Source organism: Thermogymnomonas acidicola (assembly GCF_014646795.1).
Classification (GTDB): domain Archaea; phylum Thermoplasmatota; class Thermoplasmata; order Thermoplasmatales; family Thermoplasmataceae; genus Thermogymnomonas; species Thermogymnomonas acidicola.
On record NZ_BMNY01000001.1, the window covers coordinates 103,910 to 126,228 of the forward strand.

The following is a 22,319-nucleotide window of genomic DNA, read 5'->3' on the forward strand; positions in this document are numbered from 1 at the left end:
ATCCTCCGCCTAGAGATAAGTATTACACTAGATATAAACACTTGTTTATTATTTAACATTTGTCCAAAAATTGGTGTGGGGAGCCATTCCATATGACCTTTGCCCTGTTCTAAACTGCCTCCTCCTGGGTCCTTAAAGATTCTTCCATCTCCCCTCTCTTTATGAACAGTGGCATGACCAGGGCCTGCAGCACCGTGGCGAGCAGGACTATCGCGTACAGCCCGCCGCCTATCAGGCCCTTCTGGAGCGACAGGGTGGCTGCGACAACACCCACCGCACCCCTGCCACCCAGGATCCCAACAGTTGTCCTGGGCATGACCGAGTGGTTCACTTTCCTGGCTGTGAGGTAGTTGAGCAGGCCCCCCACGCCTGAAGAGAAGGCAAGGGCAACTGCCAGGTACATCATGAAGCTCACTGGTGGCCTCGTGGCCTGGAGGGCCGCTATGCTGAAGTAGAGGGGGATGAAGAAGCCGTTGTTGAACCTCCTGATTGTCCTTGTAAGTATCCCGTAGAACCTCTTCCCTATCATGTCTTCGCGTATTATCATGCCTGCAAAGAATGAGCCGAGGATGAAGGAGATGCCCAGCTGTGAGAATATCTCAGAGACCAGGAGGCCGAGGATTATGACGAACACCACTGCCACGTCCTCGCCCCTCTCCTCTGACGTTATCCTGTCGAAGAAGTTGCTTATCCTCTCAGTGTTCCTCCTGAGCACCAGGTCCAGGAGGAAGAGGAGGATGAAGAACAGGAATATTATGAGGAGGAGGAACACTATCTGTATCCCGTTCCTCCCTATGGCACCTATCACTATGAATGTGGCCATGTCGGAGAGCACAACGCTCAGTAGAATGATCTGGCCGTCCGCGGTGTTCTGGTACCCTCCCTTCAGTATGAGCACGGATATGATGGATATTGACGGCACTCCAACGGAGACGGAGTATGCTATTGCCGTGTAGGTGCTGACGTGCATCAGCTCAGTTATGAAGAAGACCATGATCAGCACGGGCACAGCGAAGCTTGTGAAGGAAAAGAGCACCCCCTTCCTCATGTGGGCCCTGAAGAGGTCGGTTGTGACCTCAACGCCTATGAGGAGAACTATGAAGAAGAGCGAGATGTCCTCGATCCCGCTCATGGCAGGGTCAGGTGTTATCAGGCCGAGGCCGAATGGACCGAGTATGAGGCCTGTGGCAAGTGCACCCACAACATCCGTTATATTGTACCTCTGCCCTGCCAGGCCTAGCACTATTGAGACGAATATGAGCAGGAGCAGCGAGGCAAAGATGTCCAGAAAACATCACCTTCCGGGTGCCGTTGCACAGTCCATTCTGCGGTACTCCTGAGACGCCAAACGGATAAATACTATTCTGATCATTCACAAATGTGCTCACCAGTTACCCTGATGCCTGGAACACGGCCATAGCCCTTGCACTGGCAATGGGATCGGTAAAGATTCCCAAGGATGAGTTCCCCTGTGGCCCGGAAGAGAGTGGCATGTTTGAGAGGTCTGTTGGGGAGCCCCACGGGCAGCGCTCCGACTGGAGGTGCTCCATACCGTCCTCCGGCATGGGCGCACACGTCAGGGATTTCGGCACATACTACGAAGTTCACATTGACAGGCACGATGCACTGAGGATGCCGGTCAGGCACTTCTTCCTGGACAGCAGGACGGGCAAGGCTGTCCTGGCAGCAGGGGCCATCACTGCGCTGGCACTTGCGCTGAGGGAGAGGAAGAAAATGGGGTGAATTGATTACTCCAGCTCCCTAAATATCTCGTCGTATATGTTTTCCTCCTTCTTGCGCTCGTCCTCGCCTTTGAGTATCCTGTTTATGTTCTCCCTGTTGTAGGTCCACTGGTTGATCCTCCAGGTCTTCCCCTTGATGATGTTCACCTCCTCCCTGTAAGTTGTCAGGATGCCGTACTCCTCCAGGTTGTAAAAGACATCCCTCTCAGGCGAGGTGAGGACGTTGTCCAGCACATAGTCCTCGTAGCCGAAGAACGAAAGTATGAAGTCACACAGTTCCTCTATGTCCTTCTTCCCCATGCCTCTCTTTCCGTAGACCTTGTCCAGAGCGCTAATCAACACCTCTCTGGTCATCACGGGCATCGAGTTCTTGGTTTGATTAAGACACCCTAGTTAAACTTTGCCCTGTCTGTATAATCTGATATTCGCGCTCACCTGGGACCCCTCAGAGCTAACGCTGAAGTGCGTGCGCTCAACGGGTGCAAATGACCTCCACCTTCGTGTCTTCATACGCTGTGATCTCGGCCTTTCCCTCCTCCAGGATCACATCCCCCGTGTGCACTGCCTTGCCGTTCACCTCCGCCAGGCCACTTATAATCCTGAGTATCGATTCGCCGTCATCCACACTGGCCCTCTCGCCGGTCCTCACGAACACCTCGCTCACAGTCCTCCTGCCGTCACTGAAGATCACCTTCCTGTAGCCCCACTCCATGTCCTCCCTGTTGCTGTACTCCTCCCTGATCTGCTCCAGGTCCTTCTCGCTGTCTATTCCCATCCACAGGGTGTCCTCGGTGTAGGCGCCCACCATCTTCCTCCTGGCCATTCTCGGGAAGACAGTGGTCTCCAGGTCCTTGCCGTGGTAGTCCTCAAAGAAGATGTCCAGCGCCTCCCTCTTTATGTAGTAGAACCCAGCGTTTATGAAGTGGTTCAGGAATGGCTTCTCCACGAAGTTGAGGACCTGGTCGCCAAGCGTCTCAACTATGCCGTACGGGCTCTTCATCTTCACCACGAACATGAGGAGCTGGTAGTTCGAGTTCGCAGCGTATTCCAGGAACCTCTTCATGTTCATGTCGGTTATCGTGTCCCCGTTCCTGAGGACTATGTCGTCCCTCACATGAGATATAAGGTTCCTCAGTGAGAAGAGCGTCCCCATGGGCCTCTCCTCCCTCAGGTACCTCATCTTCAGGCCCATGTACTCATCGCCGTACCTCTCCTCTATCTTCTGGCCAAGGTAACCGGAGAGGATATAGACCTCCTCAATGCCCATGACCCTGAAGTCGAAGAGCTGCCTGTCCATGATGGTGTAACCTTCCTTTATGGGGACAAGGGCCTTAGGTATCTCATCAGTTAAAGGCTTAAGGCGCTTACCGTAGCCACCGGCCAGTATGGCACCTATCATGCAACGTGGATCGTAGTTTAGGATTAAAAAGTAACCAGCCTGGGCCGTGGATGGGAGTGGGCAGAGGGCGCAGCACTCCCTTTCTGTATGTCACGGGTGAATTGCGTACTCGAGGCCATATGCCTTCGGCGATCAGCGTTGAGGGCTGTCCAAAATGATATATACCATTGAATGAATACTTGCATATCACCCTCAAGGTGTGGAGTTAAAACAGTGCCTGCTTGTAACCGTGCCTGTTTAATGGCCGGTCCCTGACTTGAGAGAGGTGATTGAGCTGGAAGGTTTTGAGGTGCTTGACAACTCCAGGATGACGTCCACACACAGGGGCCTGTTCATACTCTCCTCTATGGGGCTGTTCCTGGATGGCTACGACCTGTCCATAATAACGCTCGCCATGCTCGTGATCCCGGCCCAGCTATCGCTCACGCTCACAGAGCACGTGCTTGTGAATGTGTCTTCATTTGTGGGCATGGCCATAGGTGCCCCCCTGTTGGGCTGGTTCGCGGACAGGTTCGGCAGGAAGGTAGTTTTCGGGATGGACCTCATTCTGTTCGTCGTTTTCGCCATACTCTCGGGCCTATCCGTCAACTTCTACATGCTCTTCGTTTCACGCCTGTTACTCGGCGTGGGAATAGGCGGTGACTACCCGATAAGTTCCACCATGCTCTCCGAGTTCGCGCCAGTACGGAACAGGGGCAGCCTGCTGATCGGCATGGTTGGCCTCTACTGGGTGGGCTCCCTGATGGCGTCCGCCATGAACTACGCCTTCGCCCCGTTCACCGACTTCTGGAGGTACACCTTCGTGATAGGCGGCCTGATGGCAATACCTATCATACTCCTGCGCCTGCGCATACCGGAGAGCCCCAGGTGGCTGGTATCCAGGGGCAGGTACAGGGAGGCTGAGGAGTCCATAGAGAGGATAACGGGCAGCAGGGGTCTGAGCATAGCCAACGGGAGGCCGCAGAGGAGCAAGCTGAGCGAGATAATGAGGGGCAGGTACGCACTCATGGCCTTCTTCGTCTTCACGGCCTGGTTCTTCTTCGACGTAGCTGCATACGGAATAGGCTTCTACTCACCTGTAATACTGAGCGAGCTGGGCTTCGACAGGCACATCAGGCTCATAGCCGAGGGCGGCATGATAATAGCAGTGGGCGCGATTGTAGGTTACGTGGTCGCCTTCGGCCTCGCAGAGAACATAGGGCGGAGGTACCTGACCATAGTGGGATTCCTTGTCATGACAGTCCTGCTCTTCCTGGGCTCATTCGTCAGGATAAGCGGGCCGCTGAAACTCATACCCTTCTTCTTCCTGTTTGTCCTGTTCGAGCAGTGGGTTGGGGCCGTCACCCTCTTCTACCCGGCGGAGCTGTTCCCGACAAGCGTCAGGTCCACAGTCCAGGGAACCTCCACAGCCATATCAAGGATAGGTGCGATAATGGGCGTTGTACTTTTCCCCTACTTCAGCGTGTTCAGCTCCCTGGAGGTATTCGCATTCTTCTCCCTGGTCGGGCTGGTGATAGCCATAGCGCTCGCGCCGGAGACGAAGAGGAAGAGCCTGGAAAAGATAGTGCAGAGCATGGACGTCAACGCAAAACTCTGAACCCTCGGGGCCTACCGCAGGCTTACGGGACAGTGGTGCACCATGGAAAGGCTTTATAACACAGAAACCATAGTATTTCCCAAACCTGGGCCAAAAGCTCCTGGTCAGAACTCGCTGGGGCATGGGGTACTGCGGCCTGCGGAGAGAAGGCCAACTGGAATATATATATTCCAGAGTGGCCGCTGAGAGAGTGTTCCCCGCGGCGGAACCTCATGTGCGGTGAGAGGGGTCTGGGCCTCCCTGGCAGGCAGGGACCCCCAGGGGCGGGGTGGGCCGTGTGAGGGCTGGTGCATGTCCATGCACGTCTTTCTGGAAAGGGTGTGAACGATGGAGGTAAGGGTCAGGGACATAATGACAAGGGATCCGATCAGGTACCGGGTGCCTAGCAACATACAGGAGGTAGTGAGCGTCCTGATAAGGAACAACATAACCGGCCTGCCGCTGGTGGACCAGAGAGGAAAATACGCAGGCGTGATAAGCAGGAGGGACATATTCGAGCACCCTAACGAGAGCCAGACTGCCATGGTCATGAGGAGGGCAAACACCGTCCTGGAGGATGACAGCATTGAGACCGCGGCAAGGGAGCTCTTCAGGCAGGGAAGGAGGCACCTGACTGTGACGAACAGGGATAACGAGGTTGTCGGCATGCTGACGCCGCAGAACTTCATGAAAATAGTGGTTGAGAGGTTCTCGGGCGTCAAGGTAAAGGACGTCATAAGGAGGACGGCGTTCCCCATATGGGAGAACACGCCGATCAGCGTCCTGCCAACGATATTCAGGGTATCCAAGACATATGCGTGCCCGGTGGTCGATGAGAACGGGGACTTTGTGAGCCTCATAACTGACAGAGACATATTCGACCACGTGGACCTGAAGAGCACCAGGACTCCAACAGAATCCGGCATAGCAGACGATGAGGACCCCTGGTCCTGGACGGGGATCAGGAACGTTGTCACGTACGTGATAGAGAGAACTCATGTGTCACTCCCCAAGATACCTGCCAAGGAGATCATGGTGAAGGACCCGAAGGTGGTCTATGTGAACGATTCCCTCTCACATGCAGCGAAGATCATGATGGAGGGGAACTACAACCAGCTCCCCGTCCTGGAGAGCAGCGAGAGGCTGGCAGGCATGCTCTACGATATAGACATAATGGGTGTCTTCAATGATATATGAGGAAGTCATAGAACTGGCGAAGAGGCGGGGCTTCTTCTGGCCTTCCTTTTCTGTTTACGGCGGTACAAGGGGTTTCTACGATTACGGCCCGCTGGGCGTCCTCATGAGGGACAACATCGTCAGGGTCTGGAAGGAGGAGTATATGAGAGAGGGGGCCGTGTTCATAGACACGCCTGTCCTCGCACCGCAGCCTGTGTTCAAGGCATCGGGCCACATAGACAGGTTTAGTGACCTGGCTGTGGAGTGTCCCTCGTGCAGGAGCAAGTTCAAGCTGGAGAGCGTGCTGAAGAGGAACGGCATAGGAAAGGTGCCACTGAACGTTGAGGAGGCAAACGGCGTCCTCACCTCTGTGGAGGTGAAGTGCCCGGAGTGCGGTGCCAGGCTGAGGGAAGCCTACGACTTCAACCTCATGTTCCCAGTTCAGGGGAAGGAGGAAACCCTGTACCTGAGGCCTGAGACCGCACAGGGCATCTTCGTGAACTTCAGGCTCCTGAACAACGTGGCCAGGAACAGGCTCCCGATGGCGGCCGCACAGCTTGGCAAGGGCTTCAGGAACGAGATATCGCCAAGGCAGGGCCTCATAAGGATGAGGGAGTTCACCCAGGGCGAGGTGGAGGTCTTCCTCGATCCAGAGAGGAAGGAGTGGAAGGAGATACCGGATTATGAGGAGATCCTCTTCGTCCCCAACACAGGTAGGCCAGTGAGGGCAACGCCAAGGGATGCATTCGAAACAGGCATAGTGAAGAACAAGGCCCTGGCATACTTCATACTCAAGACCCACAGGATCCTCACATCCGTGGGCATAGAAAAGGGGAAGATCAGGTTCAGGCAGCACGAGAAGGAGGAGCTGGCCCACTACGCCAGCGACAGCTGGGACGCTGAGGCCAACCTTGATGACGAGTGGATTGAGGTGGTTGGGATAGCTGACAGGGGCACGTACGACCTCAGCAGGCACCAGCAGTTCTCCGGGCAGCCCCTAACGGTAACCGTGGACGGCAGGGAGATCCTGCCTTGCGTTGTGGAGCCGTCATACGGGATCGACAGGATCTTCATGGCAGTGCTCATGACCTCCCTCTACACCAGGAGCAACGGCTTCAGGGTGCTGCGCCTCCCGCCCCACGTGGCGCCGTACCACGCAGCTGTCTTCCCCCTCCAGAAGAAGGGGCTTGAGGAGAGGTCGAGGCAGCTTTTCGAATCACTGCAGGCGAAGGACCCTTACATATACTACGACGAGAGCGGCTCCATTGGGAAGAGGTACGCCAGGCAGGACGAGATAGGTACGCCTTTCTGCATAACTGTGGACTACCAGACGCTGGAGGACGACAGCGTGACTGTGAGGTTCAGGGACACCGCGGAGCAGGTGAGGGTGCAGGCAAAGGACTTGCTTGAGAGCAGCGACCTCCTATCTTTCCTTGAAGGGCTTTGGAAGAGCAGGGAGGCAGTCTAGGCCTGCCCCTCCCTCTCGACACTTATGATGCCCGCCGGGCAGGACTTGCTGGCTTCCATGACACAGCCCAGTTCGCTCTCCTGCACGACTTCCCTGCTCACCGCCGCCTTGCCCTCGTCGTCCATGTAGAAGAACTGCGGGCATATCGCGGTGCATATGGCATCAGACATGCACTTCTCCCTGTCGATCCTTATCCTGTACTTGACCATTCAGCCTTTCCTCCTCCTGATTATCTTCTGGAGGGCATTGTAGGCCAGGAGGGCACACTTCTCCCTGTTTGGCCCAAGGGAAACGCCGAGGTTTCTTAAAATATCTTCCTCAGTGATCCTTGATATTTCTGACACTGTCTTCCCCTTCACTGTATCCGTGAGTATGGACGCGGAGGCCTGGCTTATGGAACAGCCGCGGCCCACGAACTTTATATCTGAGAGAACGTCACCCTGGAACCTGACCGTCAGCCTCACCGCATCTCCGCACACCGGGTTGTACTCAAGTATCTGGTCATCCGGGCTCTCGATCTCCCCGTAGTTGTGCGGGGAGCGGTAGTGGTCCAGTATTATCTCGATGGCCTCATCCTCATCCCTCATCCGTACACCTCCATTGCCCTCTCTATGGCCTCGAAGAGGGCATCCACGTCACTCCTGTCATTGTATATATAGAATGACGCCCTTGATGCCGCCACAAGACCAAGGCGGTGTATCAGGGGCATCGCGCAGTGGTGGCCCGACCTGACCGCGACGTTATGCCTGTCCAGGGATGACGCGACGTCATGGGGGTGTATCGCCTTTCCCAACGCTATCTCCTTGCCTGAGTCCAGAGGCGGGATCTCCCCAAGGTTGAATGTGTAAACCCCTCCCCTGCGCTCCACATCCCTCGGGCCGTAGGAAACCAGCGACGCCAGGCCGAGGTCCCCTTCCCTTTCCAGCACATACCTCATGAGGCCCCTTTCGTGTTCCCTCACGTTAGCCATCCCTATCCTTTCAAGGTAGTCCACTGCGGCGCCCAGGCCTATTGCAGCCTCCACGTCGGGCGTGCCAGCCTCGAACCTCAGGGGAGGGTCAAGGAACGTTGATTGCTCAGTGCTGACGGTCTGTATCATCTCGCCTCCGCCCAGGAATGGAGGGAGAGACCTCAGCATCTCGTACTTCCCGTAAAGCACACCTGAACCGTTGGGCCCGAGCATCTTGTGGCCAGAGAAGGCCATGAAGTCGCAGTCGATCCTCGAGACGTCCACGGGCATGTGTGGCACACCCTGGGCACCGTCCACTATGAATACTGAACCGTTCTCGTGCGCCATCTTTGATATCTCCTGAAGGTCGTTTATAGTGCCCAGGACGTTGGACACATGCGTGACGCTCACCACCTTTGTCCTCCTGTTCAGCTTGCTCTTGAGGTCCTCCATGTCCAGGAGGCCATGCCCGTCTATATCCACATACCTTATCCTGAACCTACCGCCGGATACGAGCTGCCACGGCACTATGTTGGAGTGGTGTTCCATCACAGTCAGGAGGATCTCGTCCCCGGGAGAGAGCGAGCGAGAAAGGGTATAGGCCAGGAGGTTCAGGGATTCCGTCGCGTTCCTCGTGAAGACGATCTCGTTCTCCTCAGCCCCTATGAAGCGGGCCACCTTTTCCCTTGCGCCCATGAACTCTTCCGTGGCCCTCTCACTGAGCCTGTATATGCCGCGGTGGACGTTACTGCAGTAGTTCTCGTAAAATTCCCTGACCGCATTTATTACCTGCCTTGGTTTCTGTGTGGTTGCTGCGCTGTCCAGGTATACGAGGTTCGGGTTGTTCTGAAAAATCGGGAAGTCCTGCTTGATCCTTGCGACATCAAGCATTTATATCCAGTTCCTTCACGAACCTCTCCACTGCGCTCCTGAACCTGGGGTGGCTTGCCCTGTCGGCCACTGAGGCTATGAAGCCCTCAGCCACCATGCTCTTGGCCTCCCCCGCAGGTATGCCCCTGGACCTCAGGTAGAAGACCTGCTCCTCGTCAAGGCTGCTGATGGCAGAGGCATGCTTGGACCTGGTGTCGTTGTTCTTTATCATGAGGCCTGGCTTGGAGTTTGCATAGCCCTCCTTGGAGAGGAGGAGTATCTTGGAGTCGTAGAAACCCGAGGACTTCTTTGCCACCTCCTCCAGGTCAACGTTCCCCCTGTGTATTGTCACGCTCTGCCCTGAAACTACGCCCCTCACCTGTATGTCAGATGTGGACCCTATACCGAGCTGGAAACTGCTGTCCCTGATGTCCATCTTCTGGGTGCCTGCGCTGAAGCTTATCCCGTTGACCCTGAAGTCGCTGTAGTCGCCTGCCTGCTGGGACTCGTTGCTGAAGAGCACCTTGGCTGAACCGTAGTTGATGTGGTAGATATTGAAGGCAGAGTACCTGTCCTGGAACGACTTCACGTATGTGATGTCCGTTGTCGTCTTCTCCTTCTCTTGGAGGTAGTTGAACTCCACCTTGGAGCCCTGCCCCATTATGAAGTATATGGTCTTGCCGTGTACACCGTCGCCCTGGCCTGTGCTCATGTCATGCTCAAAGAGCCTCAGGTTCGCGTCCCTGCCCACTATGACCACATTCTTCAGTGCATACGAGATGCGTGAGTCCCATTCGACGTGTATGTCGACCTGCGCAGTGGCGCCGTCGGCCACCTCTATGAAGTAGCCGTTCTGCCAGGCAGAGTTGATCAGGAACTCGATCTTGTCGTCCCCGAACTTGTCAAAGACCTTTGCCCTCAGCGTCTCCAGGTGCTCCTCCATGGCACCGCGCATGTCCGTTATGATGACCCCGGGCTGCACCTTCCCCACTGAGAAGTTCAGGCCGTACAGGGCCGCGTCCTCACCGTCCTCACGGGTCGCAGTGGATAGCTGGGACGATGAGGCGTCCTGGTAGACCAGTGCCTCGACCTCCCTCTTCCCTATCTCAACGTAGTCCTTTACCGTCGGGCTCTCCTTGTAGTCCCTCACCGGGGCCCTGAGGAAGGCCAGGAAGGCATCCCTCCTGTACTCATATGCACTGTCGTTGAGCCTTGTCTTCAGTGTGTCCAGGTAGTTATCCATGTCTCATCCCACTGCGCCCAGCTTGTTCATCTCCAGCTTTATGAGCCTGTTCATCTCCACAGCAAACTCCATGGGTATTTCCTTCATGACGTCGTCAAGGAAGCCCAGCACTATCATGGAGCTTGCCTCGTCCTCGCTGAGGCCCCTGGACCTCAGGTAGGTGAGCTCCTCCGTGCCTATCCTGCCCACCGTGGCCTCGTGCGCAAATGTAGCCGTTGGCTCGTAGATCTCATCGTGCGGGAAGGTGTAGGAAGTGCTCTCGTCGTTTATCAGGAGCGCATCGCACTGCACGTGTGCCTTGGAGTAGACAGCACCCTTGTTCATCCTCAGCAGGCCCCTGTATATGGCCTTACCGTCCTCTATGCTTATGCTCTTGGCCACTATCCTCGAACTGGTGTATGGGGCCAGGTGGAGGGCCTTCGCGCCCGTGTCCTTCACGGTGCCAGGGCCTGCAAGGGAGATGTTGAGGTTGTGCGTGCTTGAGTACGGGCCCCTCAGGTACGATGACGGGTATATCATTGTGACTTTGGAGCCAAGGGAGCCGCCGACCCACTCCATCTGTGCGCCCTCGTCGACCCATGCCCTCTTCGTAGGCATGTTGTAGACGCTCTTGGACCAGTTCTGGACGCTCGTGTACCTCACCTTCGAGTACTTCTTTGCGTATATCTCAACTATGGCGCTGTGTAGCGAGTTCCTCTCGTACCTGGGTGCAGTGCACCCCTCTATGTAGTGAGCGGAGGCGCCCTCGTCCACGATAACAATCGTGTGCTCGAACTGGCCCGTGGACTCGCCGTTCATCCTGAAGTAAGTCTGGAGTGGCAGGTCTATGTGCACACCCTTGGGAACGTAGAGGAATGAGCCACCGGACCAGACTGCACCGTTCAGTGCGGCGAACTTGTTGTCCGTGAACGGGACAGCCTTGCAGAAGTAGTCCTTCACAAGGTCAGGGTACTTCTTCACGGCCGAGTCTAGGTCCATGAAGACGACGCCCTTCTCCTCCCAGGTCTTCTTCAGGTGGTGGTAGACGCCCTCACTGTCGTACTGTGCCACTGAGCCCGCCAGGTACTTCTGCTCCATCTCCGGTATACCGAGCTTCCTGAACGTCTCCTTTATCTGCTCTGGCACCTCGTCCCAGTTGTTCACCTTCCTGTCATCCGGCTTCGAATAGTACTCTATGTTGTCCCAGTCGATGCCCGAGAGGTCTGGACCCCAGGTGGGCACGGGCTTGGACTGGAAGATTTCAAAGGCCTTCAGCCTGAGCCTCCTCATCCAGTCCGGCTCCTTCTTTATCTCCGATATCTCCTCTACCACCTTCCTTGTCAGGCCCCTGCCCGTAGAGTAAACAGGCTTCACGGGATCGCTGAACTCCCAGTCAGCGCCCTTTATGCTCTTCAGTTCCTCCAGCAGCCTCTCGATCTGCTCCTCCTTTGACACTTCAACTTCCATTTACGCCACACTCCTCAACCAGTCATAACCCTCTTCCTCGATCTTGAGGGAGAGCTCTTTATCGCCATCCTTCACGATCCTTCCATCTATAAGCACGTGAACGAACTCAGGTTCGATGTTCTTCAGTATCCTCTGGTAGTGAGTGATGATCAGGAAGCCCACGTCCTGGCTGTAGTACTCCCTTATCTCATCGGCCACCAGCTTGAGGGCATCAACGTCCAGGCCCGAGTCGATCTCGTCAAGCACCACTATCTTGGGCCTCAGTATTATCATCTGCAATATCTCGAACCTCTTCCTCTCGCCTCCGGAGAAGCCGTCGTTCACGGCCCTTGAGAGGAAGCTCTCGTCTAGGCCGACCTTCTTCAGGTGTTTCTTCACGTTGTCAAAGAACTCGTTCACACCGGTCTTGTCCTCTGGGTGCAGCTGCTTGAATGCGGTCCTAAGGAACGTTGATATCTTGACGCCCGGAATCGATATGGGGTTCTGGAATGCCAGGAAGAGGCCTGCCCTTGCCCTCTCCTCGGGCGTTGCGTAAGTTATGTCCTTCCCGTCCAGCAGTATCTGCCCCCCAGTCACCTGGTAGCTCGGGTGACCGATCAGCACGCTGCCGAGGGTGGTCTTGCCGGCCCCGTTGGGCCCCATGAGTGCGTGTATCTCGCCACCCCTCACTGTCAGGTTAACTCCCTTGAGGATCTCTTTGTTTTCCACGGTCGCCCTGAGATCCCTGATGATCAGTTCGCTCATCTTGATAGCACCAAATAGAGCATCAGTTTAACATATTTAAACACTTTGAAATGTCTAAAGTGACCAAAGTATAAATACAAAGTTTGTATACATTCCATGTAAATGGACAACCAGGGATTCGAGGATTCGCTAACTACGCTGTTCGGCCCTGTGAAGGCCGAGATACTGAGGGAGCTGAGCACCTCAGAGAGGAGCGCAGGCTCCCTATCGGAACTCCTGGGAATAAACAAGACAGCAGTGAAGGAACACCTGGAGACGCTTGAGAAGAAAGGCTACATAAGGTCCTACTTCAAACACCAGAGCTCCGGAAGGCCAGGCAAGTTCTATGAATTAACAGAGAAGGGAATGGAGCTCTTCCCCAAGAGGTATGCTGAGTTTTCTGCGCTCCTGCTCCAGGAGGTCGAGAGGGAGCTGGGGCAGGAAAGGCTCAACGCCATACTCTCAAGGATGGCGGACAGGCTTGTTGAGAGCGTCGGGTGGAGCGGCAACCTGGATGAGGGGACGACCAGGGAGGGCAAGATCAGAAAACTCGGAGAGTTCGTCTCGATGCTCAACAGGCTTGGCTACTACGCCAGGCTGGAGATAGGCGAGGACTGCGTCAGGATAGTGAGGCACAACTGCATCTTTTACGAACTGGCGAAGGCGAGCAACAGGTTCATATGCAGTTCCCTAGAGAGGGAGGTAATATCCAAGGGCCTGAGCAGCAAGGCGAGGATAAGCGAGACCTTCTCTGACGGCGGAAAGAGGTGCGTTGTCGAGATCGACCTATGAGCAGCCCATTACTTCAGGACCTGTAAGAGTATAAGCGCATCTATCATGTACTGTATGGCGAAACCCGCCACAAGGAGTCCGAATATCCTGGTTATCGCCTTAATGAGCCTCGGGCCCATCATGGTGGCTATCCGCACAGAGTAGTGGAAAAACAGGTAGACGAGTGCGAACAGTATGACGATGGAAACCAGGGTGAAGGCCTTGGTCACCACAGAGCCCTTCATGAGGATTATGACGAGGGAGATGGCACCAGGGCCAGCAAGCATGGGCGTGGCCAGTGGTACTATACCGACGTCCTCCACTGAGCTGCCGCCAGCCGATGGCGGTTTGTCTCCCTCCCTCACCATCTCTATCCCCATTATCAGTAGTATCAGGCCGCCAGAGATCTCAAGTGCTGCTATTGATATGCCGAAGAAGTAGATTATGTACCCACCCACAAGCGCGAAGAACACGAGGATGGCGGCACCGTAGAGTGAGGCCTCACGGCTCACGCTCTCCTTCTTTTCCGCGCTCAGTGTACCTGTCACGGCTACAAATATGACGAGACTCCCGAACGGGTCGATAACGACGAACAGCGGTATGAACACCTTCAGGAACTCTATGGTGGGGGATGCCATGTCCGGGAGTTATCGCTGGTTAGGATTAAATGTTCCCAGATAATCGCAAAAACTTATGTACCTAAAGGTTTAGAGATAAAACATTTTAAATTAGTAATGAATGGAGTTTCATCATGAACGTCCTGATACTCGGTGTTGACGGTTACATAGGCTGGCCCCTCGCACTGAGGCTCCTGAAAAGGGGGCACATGGTATACGGTGTGGACAGTTTCTTTACCAGGAGGCGTGTGAAGGAGGTACATTCAGATTCCGTGCTGCCGATTGAGCCCTTCAGCATAAGGAACAAGAAGCTGCACGCCAGGATGCAGAAGCAGGTCACATTCTTCAGGGGTGACGTGAGCGATGCCAAGTTCATGTACGACGTTGTTGAGGCCAGCAGGCCAGATGTCATCGTGCACCTTGCGGAGCAGAGGTCTGCACCGTACTCCATGATTGGCCTCAAGCAGGCGACCGAGACCATGGTGAAGAACATCGTGAGCACCCTGAACCTGATATACGCGGTGAAGGACATCGTGCCTGAGGCCCACATACTGAAGATGGGGACAATGGGTGAATACGGCACCCCCAACATAGACATACCTGAGGGTTTCTTCGAGGTTGAATACAATGGAAGGAGGGACTACCTGCCGTTCCCCAAGTTCGCCAGTTCCTGGTACCACTGGACAAAAGTGCACGACTCTAACAACCTCATGTTCGCGAGCAAGGTGTGGAACCTCTCAGTGACCGATGTGATGCAGGGGGTCGTATACGGCACGAGGACGCCAGAGATTGTCGAAACTGGCCTCTACACAAGGTTTGATGTGGACGAGGTGTTCGGCACCGCCCTCAACAGGTTCTGCGCGCAGGCAATTGCAAACCTGCCTATAACGCCCTACGGCAAAGGCGGGCAGACCAGAGGGTTCATATCCCTTGAAGACAGCGTGCAGTGCCTGACCCTCCTAGCGGAGAACCCCCCGGACAGGGGAGAGTACAGGGTGTTCAACCAGTTTGACGAGCACTACTCCGTCCTCAAGCTCGCCACAATCGTGAAGGAAGTTTATGAGGAGGAGTTCGGAGGCATTGCGGAAATAAAGCACGTCGAGAACCCCAGGGTGGAGAAGGAGGAGCACTACTACAACCCTATCCATGAGAACCTGAAGAAGCTGGGCTTCAGGAGGACGAAGGAGCTGAGGGATGAGGTTGAGCTCATGCTCCAGGACCTATCACAGTTCAGGGACAAGATACTCTCGATGAGGGAGGTCATAGAGCCCAGGACGTTCTGGAAGGAGAGCAGGGGCCTGGTTCAGGGGGAGAAGGTGGTGGAGGAATCGTAGCTCCTCCTGAGCACATCAAGGTAGCTCTCCTTTGTGCCAACACTTGCCCAGTCCTCCCTTTCCACTCTGACGTATGTGCAAGCCAGGCCCCCGCGTATGGCCTCGTCAATTGCAGGGGTGAGCTCCTGCCTTCCCGCAAGCTTCGACCTTATTGATGTGGGCAGGACATAGACAGCGCACATGGCCAGTTTGCTCTTTGGGGTGTGCGGCTTTTCCTCCACACCCGTCACCCTTTCGCCATCCACAACCGCAACCCCGTACCTCCTCGGGTCGTCCACCTCCATGAGGCACAGGGCCATGTCAGCCCTTGAGCCTGCCTCCATCAGTGATGCCAGGGATCTAGTTTTCAGGAGGATGCCGTCGCCCGCGTTCAGGAGGAACTTGCTTCCCTTCACCCTGGAGAGGCCTATCCTGACAGCCTCCCCGTAACCTGTCTTTTCCCTCTGGAACACTATTTCGCACTCGGGGAAGTTCCTGCTCACGTAGCTCTCTGTGCACGTATCGTTGGGATCGAGGACGCAGACAACGTGCTCACAACCCACCTGGAGCATCCTCGTTATGACGCAGTCGATCATGGGCCTGAGGACGAGCCTGCCATCCCTCCTGTCGTACACCGGGAGGAGTTCCTTCCTGAGCTTACCGTCAAGGCCAGAGCGTGTCCCGAGGCCAGCCGCGGTCACCAGGCCGTACATGCTTCCCGTCATGGGGCACGACCTAAAAATAGCATGTGCCTGGCGGCATTGGAGAAGCACTTTCCCTGGCACCAAGTGGATGGGAGGTTTTGCGGAGGCCATTTCACTATGATAGGTGGTGCCCCATGTGGCTATCTTTATAATCGAACCGTGAGATCAAGGTAGCATGGAAGGTTACGATGGCCAGTTCCTCACCATGGACGACTACGAGTTCGATGGCAGGCGGGTATACGTCAGGCTGGACATTAACTCACCCATCAACCCCATAACCGGCGAGATCATAGGTTCCTCGAGGTTCCGCTCCCATGTGGAGACTGTAAACCTCCTAAGGCACTCCAAGGTTGTCCTTGTAGGGCACCAGAGCAGACCTGGGAAGGAGGACTTCACCTCGCTGAGGCAGCATGCCATGGAGATGCAGAGGGTTCTCGGCCGGAGGGTACAGTTCATCGACGAGCTATTCGGAGAGAGGGTGAGCAGGGAAGTCCTCTCTATGTCCGACGGAGACATAATCATGCTCGAGAACACCAGGTTCTATTCGGAGGAGGCCAACCTTGATACAGAGGATATCGAGGTCATGGAGAGGACCCATATCGTGCAGAACCTCTCGAAGCTCTTCGACTATTATGTGATAGACGCCTTTCCGGCCATACACAGGGCACAGACCTCGCTTGTTGGCTTCAGGAGGATCAGGCCAAACGTTGCGGGGAGGCTGATCCAGAGGGAGGTGTCCATGCTCGACAGGTTCCTGAGGAGCAGGGACAGGCCAAAGTACGCCATACTGGCAGGCGCGAAGATCGACGATTCCATAAAGGTGGCGAGGTCGTTCCTCAGGTCAGGCCTCGTTGACAGGGTCATCACCGGCGGCGTGGTCGCAAACGCTTTCCTCTGGGCGGCCGGCAGGCACATAGGGAAGAAGAACATGGAGTTCATAAAGAAAAACAACAAGAACTATGAGGAGCTCCTCGAGACCTGCCGCTCGCTCCTTAGGGACTACGGCGACAGGATCGTGATGCCCGTGGACGGTGTCCTGAGCCCCTCAGGGAAGAGGCACATACTGACGGAACCGGTGCCCGATGACCAGATCCTGGCAGACATAGGCGTGGATACAATAGTGCAGTACTCCGAGATGGTTGCATCCGCAAGGGGCATCTTCATGAACGGCCCCATGGGAATGTACGAGATAGAGGAGTACTCCGCCGGCACCTTCGAGGTCTTCAGGGCTGTTGCCTCCAGCGACGGCATAACCGTGGCAGGTGGTGGGCACACACTGAGCGCTCTGGAAAAGCTGGGCGCAATCAACAGGATAACACATGCGTCCACGGGTGGTGGCGCACTGATAAGCTATTTATCCGGTGAGAAAATGCCAGTACTGGAAGCGCTCAAGGAGAGCCGTGCAATTTTCAAGGGTAGGTGAACATGGCCGGGGAAGAGCAAGTCGATGTGGCAGAGCAGATACAGTACATCAAGGGCCTCATAGACACAACGGAGGCACAGATACAGGTACTCAGCAGGGCGCTGGAAGACATGATCAGGGCAAGGTCGATCCTTGAGGATGCCAGCCTCAGGTCATCGAAGAGCCTGCGCGTATCCATAGGTGCCGGGATATATGTGGACGCTAAGCTCAACCTTGAGGAAAAGGTCATGGTGCCCATAGGCTCTGACACGTACATACAGGAGAGCGCAGAGGACGCCGTGAAGAGGCTGAAAAGCAACGAGGAGGAGGTAAAGGACAGCCTGGGCAGGCTTTACGCCCAGAGGGATGAGCTCACGATAAGGTACAACAACCTCCTGGCCCTTGTGCAGGCATCCGCTCAGGGTAGATAGAGATGTTTGATGGCCTCAGGAAGAAGTTTGCAGCACTCTTCGGCCGGGGCGGTGGCAGCGAGGAGGTAGTCAAGAGGGCAGAGGTGGAGGAGAAGATCCTGGAGATCCTCCTCGAGGCAGACGTCTCTCTGGAGACGGCGGAGAAGATCGTGAAGAGGATGGAGGAAAGGGTCAGGGCCATGGGCCGCAAGGTCGGCATGAACGACCTCAGGGAGGCCCTGCGTTCCGTCGTTGTCGAGATGCTCCAGGGCGCCAGGCCACCGGTGGACATAATGGAGCAGGCCAAGAAGCCATACGTGATCCTCTTCCTAGGCATAAACGGCACAGGGAAGACAACGACCATAGGCAAGATGGCGCACCTCATCAAGAAGAGCGGCAGGAGGGTCGTGATAGCCGCAGGGGACACGTTCAGGGCAGGTGCCATAGAGCAGATAGCGATACTGGGGGAGCAGGTGGGCGTCAGCGTCATAAAGCACAGCTCTGGCGGTGACCCGGCTGCGGTGGCCTACGACGCAATAGAGCACGCTGCTTCCAGGGGCATAGACTTCGTGCTCATAGATTCTGCAGGGAGGATGCAGACCAACAGGAACCTGATGGACGAGATGAAGAAGATAAAGAGGGTGGCAAAGCCAGACCTCACCCTCCTGGTCATAGACGCCGTCGTTGGCCAGGACGCAGTGAACCAGGCCAGGGCCTTCGCAGAGGCTGTGGGATTCGACGGCGTGATACTGACCAAGCTGGATACAGACGCACGCGGCGGTGCTGTCATAACGGTCGCAGAGGAGGTCGGCAAGCCCATATACTATCTAGGCGTGGGACAGGGCATGGACGACCTCATGCCCTTTGACCCTGTGTGGTACGCGAACAGGATAGTGCCGTCACCTGAGTGACGACATTATCTGCGACACTGTCTTGACGTCCAGGTCTGTGTTGAGAAGGGGTATGTTCTCTATGTTGGCCAGCTTTATTGCCAGTTCGTCCACCCTGTCAGGCTGGATGTAGACAACCGCTGCCGGCTTGAGTGGGTGCACCCTTATGGCAATCATTGGGCTCCTCCCCATCTTGACGCCTGTGAAGAATATGATCCTCTGGCTTGACCAGCCGTATATTTTTGAGTATTCCGAGTATGAGAAGGAGAGTATGGCCTTGACCCCGTCCAGGATCGTGTATCCCCTGATGTACCTGTTGAGGCCCACGGAGGAGCAGTTGGTTCCGCTTATGAGCCTCATGACCCTCTCCAGGCTTATGTCATGGTTGTAGTCCTTTATGTCTATCAGGGCGTCGGAGGGCACTCCTGTGCTGTACCGCCTTATCACCGGGCCTCCCCTGGCCTTGTCTATCTCTATGAGGGCGTTAACTATCTTCCTGATGGATGCGACACCCGGCGACTTCCTCCTGCCCTTCTCATAGTCGCTTATCACCGATGGCGTGATCTTGAGGTATTCCGAAAGCTCCAGCTGCGAGATCCTGAACTCTTCCCTCCACTTCTTTATGGTCTTGCCCGGGTTGTCGGACATCGTTATTTCTCCGGCTATTTTCTCCTCGAGCTCCACGGATCGCTAAGAGCTTTATTATTTAAAAATTTGCCGTATGCAGAATCGTCTTTTGACGATTCCAACACGCAGGCCATGGAAATGGCTGGACCCAACTGGAGGTCTATGGGAGGCCGCACCTCAGTGTGTCGGCTTCCTGCGGCCCGTTTATCGCAATGCCTGACGGTATCTTGGGGTAGAAGTAGGTGGACTTCTGCGGGAGCAGGTGGCCTGACGATACGACGGCCATGAACTGCTCCTTGTTCCATGGTGGCATTATGATTGAGAAGGAGGCCCTCTTGCTGTCCACGCTTGATATTGCTGCCGAGAGGTCATGGGTGTAGCGCACAGCCCCGGGCTGCCTTTCCTCATCTATGGAGAGCACCCTCTTCATTATCACCTGGCTCAGCAGCTCAATGGGAGTTGCCTGCCTCCCCAGGGATTCGATTATCTGCAGGGCTGCCGGTGTAGGCTCAAGTGAGTGGAACTGGCCGTCATAAACGTACATTATGTCCTGCCTCTGCACGCTACCCTCCGTGCCCATCCTGAAGAAGTCCGACATCCTCTTCCTGTACTGCGAAAACGGCCCTGCGTCAACTATGACCCTGTGTATGCCCGATATGAGGAGGCCCCTGTCATATATTGTGGTCACGTAGGCCATCACCCTTGACCAGAAAGACCCGCAGCCTGTGCCGGCCCTGGCCGCGAGCCTGCGTGTGGCCTCCAGCCTGTGGTGCCCGTCTGCGACCACAGCCCTGTCATGTTTCAGCGTCTCCTGGATCTCCCTGATCATGTCAGCATCGGTCACGAAGTGGACTGAATTCATAACCCCAATGGGTTCCTCGAACTCCCTTGGGTCAGACGCCTGCATTGCCCTGCGCAGCACCCTCTCAAGGTTCCTGTTCTGGACGGTGAGGAATATGGGTTCCAGATGGCTCCCAGTGGCCTCCATTACCCTGAGCCTCTCCTGTACTGCCCATTCGAATGTCCTCTCATGCGGTATTATGTCGCCCCTGTCCGGGAAGACCTCAACGTTGCATATCACGCCCGTCCTGGATATCCTTTCGTGGCCCATCCTGAAGGACTGCTGCAGCACAATGACGGCATCGCTGGCCATCCTTACAAGTACGCCCTCCCTTATCCACTCCCTCAGGAGCCTCGCAGACTCCCCGGGGCCGTCAGGGCCAGGAAGCGTGAGGTGAGATATGTTGTGGGGATTTGATTTCAGCTGCCTCTCCTGCTCCGGAGAGATCGTGTCGAATGGTGGCGATGTGACCGCACTGCCGATGTCCCTGAAGACCAGGGGCCTGAAAGGCTCAATCCTCATTCCGGATCACTGAGCACGCCCTGTATGGCCTCAATATCCATCCCGTATCCTTCCTCCCCCAGTGGCGTCTCCAGGATCATGGGTATGTCGGAGAACCTCCTGTCGTTCACGAAGTTCGATATCCCCTCGAGGCCAAGTGTTCCCTGGCCTATCTGCTCATGCCTATCGACCCTGCTCCCGCGCCCCTGCTTCGAGTCGTTCAGGTGGAAGCCCATGAGCCTCTGGAGGCCCACTTCGCTCTTGAACTGGTCCATGGTCTCCATGTAGCCCTCCCTGCTCCTTATATCGTAACCTGCTGCCCACACGTGGCAGGTGTCGAAGCATATGCCCAGTACCTCCTTCCTGGAGGAACTGTCGATTATCTGGGCCAGCTGCTCAAACGTGTGGCCCACTGAATTTCCCTGGCCTGCAGATGTCTCTATGAGGATGTGGGCACTGAAGCCCTCTGGCACGCTGGCGTCGATGGCCTCCGCGATGAGGCCTATGGCCTTCTCCACAGACGTGCCCCTGGATGAGCCCGGATGGAATGTAAGGAACTCCGCACCTATCTGGGCCACCCGCCTGCACTCATCTGCAAATGAATCCAGGACCTTGGCCCTGAGGTCCGGATCTGGGGAGCCAAGGTTCAGGAGGTAGGAAGCGTGGACCATGACGCCCTTCATGCCCATGCTCCTCACGCCCTCTCTGAAGGCAGAGACGTCGCTATCTTCAAGGGGCTTGCTCTTCCACTGCCTCTGGTTCTTCGAGAAGATCTGGAAAGTCCTGAACGAGAACCTCGAGGCCCTCTCCGGGGCAGTGCTTAGCCCCCCTGCCGTGGAGACGTGCCCGCCGAGGAGGATCGAATCGGTCACACTGCGAGCCACGTCAATCTGAATGCGGTGTTTTATAAAAAGTTGAGCAGGGGCACACCTCAGGATACACCGTCCCGCATCATCATCGTTATGAACTGGTAGACGTGCAGGGCCAGGGCTGGGTTGTCGGTGTAGCCACAGGCATCGAGGTCCGCCCCGGCCAGGAGCGCCCTGGTCTTGTCACTCACTATATCTGTGGCTATGAGCCCTTCCTTCCTGTATACTGTTATGTTCGGGGGCACCCTCTTGTTCGGAGGGGTAACAAATATCAGCTTTACCCCCCTCTTGATGGCATTCTCTATCTCCTTCCTCATCTCAGTCCTTATCTCCTTCACCTTAGGTGTGCATATGAATATCTCCGATTCTGTGAGGTTTATCATCTCCCCTATCTTCATCATGACGTTCTGCCTTCCGTAGATCGTGTAGACCAGCTGCGGCTGGCCCTTGGAAGGCTGCAGCGCCCTCACCTGCCTGAGGTCCTCGAACAGTGACCTGACCTTGCTGGAGATCTCGTCCTCGAGCTTGTTCAGGTCCTCTGGCTTGAACATCTTGGGCCTCCCCTCTGTCTCCCTGACAAAGCCCTTCTTCACCAGGGATTCCATGACCTTGTAGGCGGAGGTGCGCGGGATCTGGGCAGTGTCCGCCACAGTGTCCGCGTTGGCCACACCGTGGTAGACCAGTGCTATGAACCCCTGGGCTTCATAGGCGGACAACCCTAACATCTTGAGGTTTTCCTGGATCCTGGACACCTGTTCCGGGTCAAGGGGCATGTTTGGAAA

At 55.8% G+C, this 22,319-nt stretch carries 24 protein-coding genes; 9 read left to right on the top strand and 15 right to left on the bottom strand.

Going from position 1 to position 22,319, the window contains the following annotated elements:
* Positions 1–109 precede the first annotated feature (109 nt).
* Positions 110–1,243, bottom strand: coding sequence for a cation:proton antiporter (locus IEW66_RS00555; RefSeq protein ID WP_188679406.1), 1,134 nt, complete (start codon positions 1,241–1,243; stop codon positions 110–112).
* A gap of 137 nt (positions 1,244–1,380) precedes the next feature.
* Here IEW66_RS00555 and IEW66_RS00560 point away from each other — a divergent pair, with 137 nt between their 5' ends.
* On the top strand, positions 1,381–1,743 hold the full coding sequence (locus IEW66_RS00560) for a hypothetical protein (protein WP_188679408.1): 363 nt from the start codon (positions 1,381–1,383) through the stop codon (positions 1,741–1,743).
* A gap of 5 nt (positions 1,744–1,748) precedes the next feature.
* On the opposite strand, the gene IEW66_RS00565 is transcribed toward IEW66_RS00560, so the two are convergent.
* Together IEW66_RS00565 and IEW66_RS00570 are read right to left on the bottom strand one after the other, a co-directional pair.
* A complete protein-coding gene (locus tag IEW66_RS00565; RefSeq protein ID WP_188679410.1) occupies positions 1,749–2,105 on the bottom strand; it encodes a DUF6015 family protein in 357 nt (118 codons plus the stop codon).
* A gap of 109 nt (positions 2,106–2,214) precedes the next feature.
* Complete coding sequence (locus tag IEW66_RS00570; protein ID WP_188679412.1) at positions 2,215–3,141, bottom strand: nucleotidyltransferase family protein; 927 nt, start codon at positions 3,139–3,141, stop codon at positions 2,215–2,217.
* A gap of 265 nt (positions 3,142–3,406) precedes the next feature.
* On the opposite strand from IEW66_RS00570, the gene IEW66_RS00575 reads away from it, so the two are divergent.
* The 3 genes from IEW66_RS00575 to IEW66_RS00585 all read left to right on the top strand — a co-directional run bounded on the left by IEW66_RS00575 (position 3,407) and on the right by IEW66_RS00585 (position 7,361).
* Positions 3,407–4,738 carry an MFS transporter gene (locus IEW66_RS00575; protein WP_229657398.1) on the top strand — a complete coding sequence of 444 codons (1,332 nt, stop codon included), beginning with the start codon at positions 3,407–3,409 and terminating at the stop codon, positions 4,736–4,738.
* Positions 4,739–5,065: 327 nt separating this feature from the next.
* The gene (locus IEW66_RS00580) at positions 5,066–5,914 is read left to right on the top strand and encodes a CBS domain-containing protein (protein ID WP_188679414.1); all 849 of its coding nucleotides are present in this window, start codon (positions 5,066–5,068) and stop codon (positions 5,912–5,914) included.
* Positions 5,904–7,361 carry a glycine--tRNA ligase gene (locus IEW66_RS00585; RefSeq protein WP_188679416.1) on the top strand — a complete coding sequence of 486 codons (1,458 nt, stop codon included), beginning with the start codon at positions 5,904–5,906 and terminating at the stop codon, positions 7,359–7,361. The genes IEW66_RS00580 and IEW66_RS00585 overlap by 11 nt, the downstream gene beginning before the upstream one ends.
* Here the strand turns inward: IEW66_RS00585 and IEW66_RS00590 are convergent.
* Genes IEW66_RS00590 through sufC form a run of 6 tightly spaced genes read right to left on the bottom strand, consistent with a single transcriptional unit; the run spans position 7,358 to position 12,613 of the window.
* The gene (locus tag IEW66_RS00590; RefSeq protein ID WP_188679418.1) at positions 7,358–7,570 is read right to left on the bottom strand and encodes a ferredoxin; all 213 of its coding nucleotides are present in this window, start codon (positions 7,568–7,570) and stop codon (positions 7,358–7,360) included. The two genes, IEW66_RS00585 and IEW66_RS00590, sit on opposite strands and share 4 nt — an antisense overlap.
* Complete coding sequence (sufU, locus tag IEW66_RS00595) at positions 7,571–7,948, bottom strand: Fe-S cluster assembly sulfur transfer protein SufU (protein WP_188679420.1); 378 nt, start codon at positions 7,946–7,948, stop codon at positions 7,571–7,573.
* Positions 7,945–9,201, bottom strand: a complete 1,257-nt coding sequence (locus IEW66_RS00600) for an aminotransferase class V-fold PLP-dependent enzyme (protein ID WP_188679422.1) — start codon at positions 9,199–9,201, stop codon at positions 7,945–7,947. The genes sufU and IEW66_RS00600 overlap by 4 nt, the downstream gene beginning before the upstream one ends.
* Positions 9,194–10,423, bottom strand: a complete 1,230-nt coding sequence (locus IEW66_RS00605; protein WP_188679424.1) for a SufD family Fe-S cluster assembly protein — start codon at positions 10,421–10,423, stop codon at positions 9,194–9,196. Before IEW66_RS00605 ends, IEW66_RS00600 begins: the two co-directional genes overlap by 8 nt.
* A gap of 3 nt (positions 10,424–10,426) precedes the next feature.
* Complete coding sequence (gene sufB / locus IEW66_RS00610) at positions 10,427–11,869, bottom strand: Fe-S cluster assembly protein SufB (RefSeq protein ID WP_188679426.1); 1,443 nt, start codon at positions 11,867–11,869, stop codon at positions 10,427–10,429.
* On the bottom strand, positions 11,870–12,613 hold the full coding sequence (gene sufC, locus IEW66_RS00615; protein ID WP_188679428.1) for a Fe-S cluster assembly ATPase SufC: 744 nt from the start codon (positions 12,611–12,613) through the stop codon (positions 11,870–11,872). It lies immediately after the preceding gene.
* Positions 12,614–12,715: 102 nt separating this feature from the next.
* On the opposite strand from sufC, the gene IEW66_RS00620 reads away from it, so the two are divergent.
* Positions 12,716–13,384: a helix-turn-helix transcriptional regulator gene (locus IEW66_RS00620; protein WP_188679430.1), complete on the top strand. Its 669-nt coding sequence runs from the start codon at positions 12,716–12,718 to the stop codon at positions 13,382–13,384.
* 8 nt (positions 13,385–13,392) lie between these two features.
* Here IEW66_RS00620 and IEW66_RS00625 read toward each other — a convergent pair whose 3' ends face one another.
* Positions 13,393–14,001 carry a MarC family protein gene (locus tag IEW66_RS00625; RefSeq protein ID WP_188679432.1) on the bottom strand — a complete coding sequence of 203 codons (609 nt, stop codon included), beginning with the start codon at positions 13,999–14,001 and terminating at the stop codon, positions 13,393–13,395.
* A 113-nt stretch (positions 14,002–14,114) separates the two neighbouring features.
* On the opposite strand from IEW66_RS00625, the gene agl3 reads away from it, so the two are divergent.
* Positions 14,115–15,314, top strand: a complete 1,200-nt coding sequence (gene agl3, locus IEW66_RS00630; RefSeq protein WP_188679434.1) for a UDP-sulfoquinovose synthase — start codon at positions 14,115–14,117, stop codon at positions 15,312–15,314.
* Here the strand turns inward: agl3 and IEW66_RS00635 are convergent.
* A complete protein-coding gene (locus tag IEW66_RS00635) occupies positions 15,284–16,018 on the bottom strand; it encodes a sugar phosphate nucleotidyltransferase (RefSeq protein WP_188679436.1) in 735 nt (244 codons plus the stop codon). The two genes, agl3 and IEW66_RS00635, sit on opposite strands and share 31 nt — an antisense overlap.
* A gap of 154 nt (positions 16,019–16,172) precedes the next feature.
* On the opposite strand from IEW66_RS00635, the gene IEW66_RS00640 reads away from it, so the two are divergent.
* The 3 genes from IEW66_RS00640 to ftsY are packed head-to-tail and all read left to right on the top strand — an operon-like array spanning position 16,173 to position 18,720.
* On the top strand, positions 16,173–17,420 hold the full coding sequence (locus tag IEW66_RS00640) for a phosphoglycerate kinase (protein ID WP_188679437.1): 1,248 nt from the start codon (positions 16,173–16,175) through the stop codon (positions 17,418–17,420).
* Positions 17,421–17,422: 2 nt separating this feature from the next.
* Positions 17,423–17,830 carry a prefoldin subunit alpha gene (gene pfdA / locus IEW66_RS00645; protein WP_188679439.1) on the top strand — a complete coding sequence of 136 codons (408 nt, stop codon included), beginning with the start codon at positions 17,423–17,425 and terminating at the stop codon, positions 17,828–17,830.
* Between the two features lie 2 nt (positions 17,831–17,832).
* Entirely contained in the window at positions 17,833–18,720 is an 888-nt protein-coding gene (ftsY, locus tag IEW66_RS00650) for a signal recognition particle-docking protein FtsY (protein ID WP_188679441.1), read from the top strand.
* Here ftsY and IEW66_RS00655 read toward each other — a convergent pair.
* The 4 genes from IEW66_RS00655 to IEW66_RS00670 all read right to left on the bottom strand — a co-directional run bounded on the left by IEW66_RS00655 (position 18,709) and on the right by IEW66_RS00670 (position 22,310).
* Positions 18,709–19,383, bottom strand: coding sequence for a helix-turn-helix domain-containing protein (locus tag IEW66_RS00655; protein ID WP_229657399.1), 675 nt, complete (start codon positions 19,381–19,383; stop codon positions 18,709–18,711). The two genes, ftsY and IEW66_RS00655, sit on opposite strands and share 12 nt — an antisense overlap.
* Positions 19,384–19,486: 103 nt before the next feature.
* Positions 19,487–20,689: a DUF1015 family protein gene (locus IEW66_RS00660; RefSeq protein WP_188679443.1), complete on the bottom strand. Its 1,203-nt coding sequence runs from the start codon at positions 20,687–20,689 to the stop codon at positions 19,487–19,489.
* On the bottom strand, positions 20,686–21,552 hold the full coding sequence (locus IEW66_RS00665) for a deoxyribonuclease IV (RefSeq protein WP_188679446.1): 867 nt from the start codon (positions 21,550–21,552) through the stop codon (positions 20,686–20,688). Before IEW66_RS00665 ends, IEW66_RS00660 begins: the two co-directional genes overlap by 4 nt.
* A gap of 47 nt (positions 21,553–21,599) precedes the next feature.
* Positions 21,600–22,310: a TrmB family transcriptional regulator gene (locus IEW66_RS00670; protein WP_188679448.1), complete on the bottom strand. Its 711-nt coding sequence runs from the start codon at positions 22,308–22,310 to the stop codon at positions 21,600–21,602.
* Positions 22,311–22,319 lie beyond the last annotated feature (9 nt).

Excerpts from the sequence above, each read along its gene's own strand:
- IEW66_RS00565 (WP_188679410.1), bottom strand. The coding sequence starts at position 2,105 with ATGCCCGTGATGACCAGAGAGGTGTTGATTAGCGCTCTGGACAAGGTC.
- IEW66_RS00570 (WP_188679412.1), bottom strand. The coding sequence starts at position 3,141 with ATGATAGGTGCCATACTGGCCGGTGGCTACGGTAAGCGCCTTAAGCCT.
- IEW66_RS00580 (WP_188679414.1), top strand. The coding sequence starts at position 5,066 with ATGGAGGTAAGGGTCAGGGACATAATGACAAGGGATCCGATCAGGTAC.
- IEW66_RS00585 (WP_188679416.1), top strand. The coding sequence starts at position 5,904 with ATGATATATGAGGAAGTCATAGAACTGGCGAAGAGGCGGGGCTTCTTC.
- IEW66_RS00590 (WP_188679418.1), bottom strand. The coding sequence starts at position 7,570 with ATGGTCAAGTACAGGATAAGGATCGACAGGGAGAAGTGCATGTCTGAT.
- sufU (WP_188679420.1), bottom strand. The coding sequence starts at position 7,948 with ATGAGGGATGAGGATGAGGCCATCGAGATAATACTGGACCACTACCGC.
- IEW66_RS00600 (WP_188679422.1), bottom strand. The coding sequence starts at position 9,201 with ATGCTTGATGTCGCAAGGATCAAGCAGGACTTCCCGATTTTTCAGAAC.
- IEW66_RS00605 (WP_188679424.1), bottom strand. The coding sequence starts at position 10,423 with ATGGATAACTACCTGGACACACTGAAGACAAGGCTCAACGACAGTGCA.
- sufB (WP_188679426.1), bottom strand. The coding sequence starts at position 11,869 with ATGGAAGTTGAAGTGTCAAAGGAGGAGCAGATCGAGAGGCTGCTGGAG.
- sufC (WP_188679428.1), bottom strand. The coding sequence starts at position 12,613 with ATGAGCGAACTGATCATCAGGGATCTCAGGGCGACCGTGGAAAACAAA.
- IEW66_RS00620 (WP_188679430.1), top strand. The coding sequence starts at position 12,716 with ATGGACAACCAGGGATTCGAGGATTCGCTAACTACGCTGTTCGGCCCT.
- IEW66_RS00625 (WP_188679432.1), bottom strand. The coding sequence starts at position 14,001 with ATGGCATCCCCCACCATAGAGTTCCTGAAGGTGTTCATACCGCTGTTC.
- agl3 (WP_188679434.1), top strand. The coding sequence starts at position 14,115 with ATGAACGTCCTGATACTCGGTGTTGACGGTTACATAGGCTGGCCCCTC.
- IEW66_RS00635 (WP_188679436.1), bottom strand. The coding sequence starts at position 16,018 with ATGACGGGAAGCATGTACGGCCTGGTGACCGCGGCTGGCCTCGGGACA.
- IEW66_RS00640 (WP_188679437.1), top strand. The coding sequence starts at position 16,173 with ATGGAAGGTTACGATGGCCAGTTCCTCACCATGGACGACTACGAGTTC.
- pfdA (WP_188679439.1), top strand. The coding sequence starts at position 17,423 with ATGGCCGGGGAAGAGCAAGTCGATGTGGCAGAGCAGATACAGTACATC.
- ftsY (WP_188679441.1), top strand. The coding sequence starts at position 17,833 with ATGTTTGATGGCCTCAGGAAGAAGTTTGCAGCACTCTTCGGCCGGGGC.
- IEW66_RS00660 (WP_188679443.1), bottom strand. The coding sequence starts at position 20,689 with ATGAGGATTGAGCCTTTCAGGCCCCTGGTCTTCAGGGACATCGGCAGT.
- IEW66_RS00670 (WP_188679448.1), bottom strand. The coding sequence starts at position 22,310 with ATGCCCCTTGACCCGGAACAGGTGTCCAGGATCCAGGAAAACCTCAAG.